The 6030-nt window shown below is 48.3% G+C and carries 9 tRNA genes and 3 rRNA genes; all 12 read left to right on the top strand.

Annotation, left to right across the window (positions count from 1 at the left end):
- The first annotated feature begins 260 nt into the window (after positions 1-260).
- Positions 261-1807, top strand: a 16S ribosomal RNA gene (locus tag AB0N03_RS51725).
- 93 nt (positions 1808-1900) lie between these two features.
- Positions 1901-1973 (top strand) — tRNA-Ala (locus AB0N03_RS51730).
- Between the two features lie 138 nt (positions 1974-2111).
- Positions 2112-5012: ribosomal RNA gene (locus AB0N03_RS51735) — 23S ribosomal RNA — on the top strand.
- A gap of 83 nt (positions 5013-5095) precedes the next feature.
- Positions 5096-5211, top strand: a 5S ribosomal RNA gene (gene rrf, locus AB0N03_RS51740).
- Together the 16S, 23S and 5S rRNA genes with 9 tRNA genes alongside form the textbook arrangement of a ribosomal RNA operon.
- A gap of 3 nt (positions 5212-5214) precedes the next feature.
- Positions 5215-5287 (top strand) — tRNA-Val (locus tag AB0N03_RS51745).
- A gap of 29 nt (positions 5288-5316) precedes the next feature.
- Positions 5317-5389: transfer RNA gene (locus AB0N03_RS51750), tRNA-Asp, on the top strand.
- Between the two features lie 17 nt (positions 5390-5406).
- Positions 5407-5479: transfer RNA gene (locus AB0N03_RS51755), tRNA-Lys, on the top strand.
- 8 nt (positions 5480-5487) lie between these two features.
- Positions 5488-5569 (top strand) — tRNA-Leu (locus AB0N03_RS51760).
- Positions 5570-5581: 12 nt separating this feature from the next.
- A tRNA-Thr gene (locus AB0N03_RS51765) sits at positions 5582-5654 on the top strand.
- A gap of 25 nt (positions 5655-5679) precedes the next feature.
- Positions 5680-5751, top strand: a tRNA-Gly gene (locus tag AB0N03_RS51770).
- A gap of 38 nt (positions 5752-5789) precedes the next feature.
- Positions 5790-5863, top strand: a tRNA-Arg gene (locus AB0N03_RS51775).
- A gap of 5 nt (positions 5864-5868) precedes the next feature.
- Positions 5869-5942 (top strand) — tRNA-Pro (locus AB0N03_RS51780).
- The last annotated feature ends 88 nt before the right edge of the window (positions 5943-6030 follow it).

The following is a 6030-nucleotide window of genomic DNA, read 5'->3' on the forward strand; positions in this document are numbered from 1 at the left end:
ATGAAATAAAGCGAATACAGGAGAGGGAAAAAGCGAACGTAAGATAAAAAAAGGTATAAAAGTCACAGTTAATTCTTGACAAGTTTAGTTAGGTTTGATAGAATATAATAGTTGTCGCAAGAGACGAGGGTCTTGAAGCGATAAGCTAGACCATTGAAAACTGAATAAAGAAGAATGACTCATGTGATGTAGTAAGATACATCAAAAATCTGTCAATCAATAATGAAAGACAAGCCAGTCACTAAGGTGACTTAAATACTTTATTTGAGAGTTTGATCCTGGCTCAGGACGAACGCTGGCGGCGTGCCTAATACATGCAAGTTGAGCGCTGAAGGTTGGTACTTGTACCGACTGGATGAGCAGCGAACGGGTGAGTAACGCGTGGGGAATCTGCCTTTGAGCGGGGGACAACATTTGGAAACGAATGCTAATACCGCATAAAAACTTTAAACACAAGTTTTAAGTTTGAAAGATGCAATTGCATCACTCAAAGATGATCCCGCGTTGTATTAGCTAGTTGGTGAGGTAAAGGCTCACCAAGGCGATGATACATAGCCGACCTGAGAGGGTGATCGGCCACATTGGGACTGAGACACGGCCCAAACTCCTACGGGAGGCAGCAGTAGGGAATCTTCGGCAATGGACGAAAGTCTGACCGAGCAACGCCGCGTGAGTGAAGAAGGTTTTCGGATCGTAAAACTCTGTTGGTAGAGAAGAACGTTGGTGAGAGTGGAAAGCTCATCAAGTGACGGTAACTACCCAGAAAGGGACGGCTAACTACGTGCCAGCAGCCGCGGTAATACGTAGGTCCCGAGCGTTGTCCGGATTTATTGGGCGTAAAGCGAGCGCAGGTGGTTTATTAAGTCTGGTGTAAAAGGCAGTGGCTCAACCATTGTATGCATTGGAAACTGGTAGACTTGAGTGCAGGAGAGGAGAGTGGAATTCCATGTGTAGCGGTGAAATGCGTAGATATATGGAGGAACACCGGTGGCGAAAGCGGCTCTCTGGCCTGTAACTGACACTGAGGCTCGAAAGCGTGGGGAGCAAACAGGATTAGATACCCTGGTAGTCCACGCCGTAAACGATGAGTGCTAGATGTAGGGAGCTATAAGTTCTCTGTATCGCAGCTAACGCAATAAGCACTCCGCCTGGGGAGTACGACCGCAAGGTTGAAACTCAAAGGAATTGACGGGGGCCCGCACAAGCGGTGGAGCATGTGGTTTAATTCGAAGCAACGCGAAGAACCTTACCAGGTCTTGACATACTCGTGCTATTCCTAGAGATAGGAAGTTCCTTCGGGACACGGGATACAGGTGGTGCATGGTTGTCGTCAGCTCGTGTCGTGAGATGTTGGGTTAAGTCCCGCAACGAGCGCAACCCCTATTGTTAGTTGCCATCATTAAGTTGGGCACTCTAACGAGACTGCCGGTGATAAACCGGAGGAAGGTGGGGATGACGTCAAATCATCATGCCCCTTATGACCTGGGCTACACACGTGCTACAATGGATGGTACAACGAGTCGCGAGACAGTGATGTTTAGCTAATCTCTTAAAACCATTCTCAGTTCGGATTGTAGGCTGCAACTCGCCTACATGAAGTCGGAATCGCTAGTAATCGCGGATCAGCACGCCGCGGTGAATACGTTCCCGGGCCTTGTACACACCGCCCGTCACACCACGGGAGTTGGGAGTACCCGAAGTAGGTTGCCTAACCGCAAGGAGGGCGCTTCCTAAGGTAAGACCGATGACTGGGGTGAAGTCGTAACAAGGTAGCCGTATCGGAAGGTGCGGCTGGATCACCTCCTTTCTAAGGAATATATACAAAGACGTGAGCATTCAACTTTATTCAGTTTTGAGGGGTTTAGTGATAAACCTAAGCAAGAATCAAATTCTTGATTGTGGGGCCTTAGCTCAGCTGGGAGAGCGCCTGCTTTGCACGCAGGAGGTCAGCGGTTCGATCCCGCTAGGCTCCATTGTCAGACAAGACGTTAAAATCACTTGAACATTGAAAACTAAATAACAATATCTAATAACGATAAATAAACCAAAAGCTGTGAATTTTAAAGAATTTACAAACTTATACTTGAAAAACGATGATTATAAATCATCATGGCAAAGTTAATAAGGGCGCACGGTGGATGCCTTGGCACTAAGAGCCGATGAAGGACGTGACTAACGACGATATTCTAGGGGGAGCAGTAAGTACGCATTGATCCCTAGGTCTCCGAATGGGGAAACCCAGCTGCTACTAGCAGTTATTCATGAGTGAATACATAGCTCATGTAAAGGTAACGCAGAGAACTGAAACATCTAAGTACCTGCAGGAAGAGAAAGTAAAAACGATTTCGTAAGTAGCGGCGAGCGAACGCGAAGAAGGGCAAACCAAGAAGCTTGCTTCTTGGGGTTGTAGGACTGCAACGTGGACTTAAGCATTATAGTCGAATAACCTGGGAAGGTTAATCAAAGAGGGTAATAATCCCGTAGACGAAATAGCGCTTATACCTAGCAGTATCCTGAGTAGGGCTGGACACGCGAAATCCAGTTTGAATCCGGGAGGACCATCTCCCAACCCTAAATACTCCTTAGTGACCGATAGTGAACCAGTACCGTGAGGGAAAGGTGAAAAGAACCCCGAGAGGGGAGTGAAATAGCACCTGAAACCGTGTGCCTACAAGAAGTTCGAGCCCGTTAATGGGTGAGAGCGTGCCTTTTGTAGAATGAACCGGCGAGTTACGTTATGATGCGAGGTTAAGTTGAAGAGACGGAGCCGTAGGGAAACCGAGTCTGAATAGGGCGACTTAGTATCATGATGTAGACCCGAAACCTAGTGACCTATCCATGAGCAGGGTGAAGGTGTGGTAAGACGCACTGGAGGCCCGAACCAGGACACGTTGAAAAGTGTTTGGATGACTTGTGGATAGCGGAGAAATTCCAAACGAACTGGGAGATAGCTGGTTCTCTCCGAAATAGCTTTAGGGCTAGCGTCGAAATGTAAGTGTATTGGAGGTAGAGCACTGTTTGGGTGAGGGGTCCGTCTAGGATTACCAATCTCAGATAAACTCCGAATGCTAATACACATGTTCGGCAGTCAGACTGCGAGTGCTAAGATCCGTAGTCGAAAGGGAAACAGCCCAGACCAACAGCTAAGGTCCCAAAATATATGTTAAGTGGAAAAGGATGTGGGGTTGCACAGACAACTAGGATGTTAGCTCAGAAGCAGCTATCATTCAAAGAGTGCGTAATAGCTCACTAGTCGAGTGACCCTGCGCCGAAAATGTACCGGGGCTAAACATATTACCGAAGCTTTGGATTGATATTTTATCAATGGTAGGAGAGCGTTCTTAACCGCGATGAAGGTATACCGTGAGGAGTGCTGGAGCGTTAAGAAGTGAGAATGCCGGTATGAGTAGCGCAAGATAAGTGAGAATCTTATCCACCGTAAGACTAAGGTTTCCAGGGGAAGGCTCGTCCGTCCTGGGTTAGTCGGGACCTAAGGCGAGGCCGAAAGGCGTAGTCGATGGACAACTGGTTGATATTCCAGTACTAGATATGATCGTGATGGAGGGACGCAGTAGGCTAAGAGATGCCAGTTAATGGATTCTGGTCTAAGCAGTGAGGTGTGAGATGTGTCAAATGCATTTCTCTTTAACATTGAGCTGTGATGGGGAAGCAACTACGGTTGCGAACTCTCTGATGTCACACTGCCAAGAAAAGCTTCTAGCGTAAAGTCATATCTACCCGTACCGCAAACCGACACAGGTAGTCGAGGCGAGTAGCCTCAGGTGATCGAGAGAACTCTCGTTAAGGAACTCGGCAAAATAGCCCCGTAACTTCGGGAGAAGGGGTGCTGGTGTAAAAGCCAGCCGCAGTGAATAGGCCCAAGCAACTGTTTATCAAAAACACAGCTCTCTGCTAAACCGCAAGGTGATGTATAGGGGGTGACGCCTGCCCGGTGCTGGAAGGTTAAGAGGAGTGCTTAGACGTAAGTCGAAGGTATGAATTGAAGCCCCAGTAAACGGCGGCCGTAACTATAACGGTCCTAAGGTAGCGAAATTCCTTGTCGGGTAAGTTCCGACCCGCACGAAAGGCGTAATGATTTGGGCACTGTCTCAACGAGAGACTCGGTGAAATTTTAGTACCTGTGAAGATGCAGGTTACCCGCGACAGGACGGAAAGACCCCATGGAGCTTTACTGTAGTTTGATATTGAGTACCTGTAAGTCATGTACAGGATAGGTAGGAGCCATTGAAATAGGGACGCTAGTTTCTATTGAGGCGTTGTTGGGATACTACCCTTGACTTATGGTTACTCTAACCCGCTGGCATAATCGGCCAGGGAGACAGTGTCTGACGGACAGTTTGACTGGGGCGGTCGCCTCCTAAAGAGTAACGGAGGCGCTCAAAGGTTGGCTCAGATTGGTTGGAAATCAATCGTAGAGTGTAAAGGTAAAAGCCAGCTTGACTGCGAGAGCTACAACTCGAGCAGGTAGGAAACTAGGACTTAGTGATCCGGTGGTACCGCATGGAAGGGCCATCGCTCAACGGATAAAAGCTACCCTGGGGATAACAGGCTTATCTCCCCCAAGAGTTCACATCGACGGGGAGGTTTGGCACCTCGATGTCGGCTCGTCGCATCCTGGGGCTGTAGTCGGTCCCAAGGGTTGGGCTGTTCGCCCATTAAAGCGGCACGCGAGCTGGGTTCAGAACGTCGTGAGACAGTTCGGTCCCTATCCGTCGCGGGCGTAGGTAATTTGAGAGGATCTGTCCTTAGTACGAGAGGACCGGGATGGACTTACCGCTGGTGTACCAGTTGTTCCGCCAGGAGCACGGCTGGATAGCTATGTAGGGAAGGGATAAGCGCTGAAAGCATCTAAGTGCGAAGCCCACCTCAAGATGAGATTACCCATTCGTAAGAATTAAGAGCCCAGAGAGATGATCTGGTAGATAGGCTGGAAGTGGAAGAGTTGCGAGACTTGGAGCGGACCAGTACTAATCGCTCGAGGACTTTACCAAAAGAGTCAAATATAATATGCTTATGGTTTAAAAGTTAGAAGAATTGTTATTTAGTTTTGAATGTTCAAGGTAACATTTAATGATTTGGTCATCATTGCGATGGAGATACACCTGTTCCCATGTCGAACACAGAAGTTAAGTCCATCTACGGCGGAAGTACTTGGGGGTTGCCCCCTGGGAGATAGGCGAGTGGCCAAGTTTTGGGAGTTTAGCTCAGCTGGGAGAGCATCTGCCTTACAAGCAGAGGGTCAGCGGTTCGATCCCGTTAACTCCCATTGGTTGTTTCAGCCATTAAGTGAATAAAGGTTCTGTAGTGTAGCGGTTATCACGTCGCCCTGTCACGGCGAAGATCGCGGGTTCGATTCCCGTCAGAACCGTTAGTAGAAATACTAATGACTCGTTAGCTCAGTTGGTAGAGCATTTGACTTTTAATCAAAGGGTCGCTGGTTCGAGCCCAGCACGGGTCATAATCCTAGCGGATGTGGCAGAATTGGCAGACGCACTAGATTTAGGATCTAGCGCTTAACGGCGTGGGGGTTCAAGTCCCTTCATCCGCATACTAGGTATTAGCCGACTTAGCTCAGTTGGTAGAGCATCTGATTTGTAATCAGAGGGTCGCGTGTTCGAATCATGTAGTCGGCATTGTCGTAAGACACAAAGTTTAAGTGCGAACGTAGTTCAGGGGTAGAACACAACCTTGCCATGGTTGGGGTCGCGAGTTCGAATCTCGTCGTTCGCTTACTAGTATCCTTACTAGTTGTTTATATAATGTTATTTGCAGGCGTGGCTCAACTGGATAGAGTACCTGACTACGAATCAGGCGGTTGTAGGTTCGAATCCTACCGCTTGCATATAACGGGAAGTAGCTCAGCTTGGTAGAGTACTTGGTTTGGGACCAAGGTGTCGCAGGTTCGAATCCTGTCTTCCCGATTGATGTTTTTACATCAATTTGACTTATGTCAAAAATGGCGGTGTAGCTCAGCTGGCTAGAGCGTTCGGTTCATACCCGAGAGGTCGG

It is taken from the genome of Amycolatopsis sp. NPDC051061, from assembly GCF_040682935.1.
Taxonomy (GTDB): Bacteria; Actinomycetota; Actinomycetes; order Mycobacteriales; family Pseudonocardiaceae; genus Amycolatopsis.